Annotated in this window: 1 pseudogene; it reads left to right on the top strand. The window is 61.8% G+C overall.

Annotation, left to right across the window (positions count from 1 at the left end):
• Positions 1-204: pseudogene (locus ALO43_RS16140) on the top strand (hypothetical protein); the annotation flags it as partial.
• Positions 205-301: the final 97 nt, after the last annotated feature.

The raw sequence follows: 301 nt of genomic DNA on the forward strand, positions 1-301 counted from the left end.
GCCTTGTCGACCTGTCCGGGGGGAGACCTGTCACTGCCGATGTGGGGGCCTGACGCGCAGGACCCGTTAAGCGTTTGCCGTCCGCTGGGCGTCGAAATCTACGATCTCGACGCTGCGTTGCTGGAGGGTTGGCAGTCTCCCGAACGTGCAGCTTATAACGGTCAGCATGGCTTGCAGATTGCCAAGGCTGAATGGGAAAAATAACCGCTCAGGCTGCGCGAGCCATCTTGCGCAGCCCCCAGACCATCACCGCCCCCAGCCCGAGCATGGCCAGAAGCAGTGCCGGGTCTGTCTCTTATAC

It is taken from the genome of Pseudomonas tremae, from assembly GCF_001401155.1.
Classification (GTDB): Bacteria; Pseudomonadota; Gammaproteobacteria; order Pseudomonadales; family Pseudomonadaceae; genus Aquipseudomonas; species Aquipseudomonas tremae.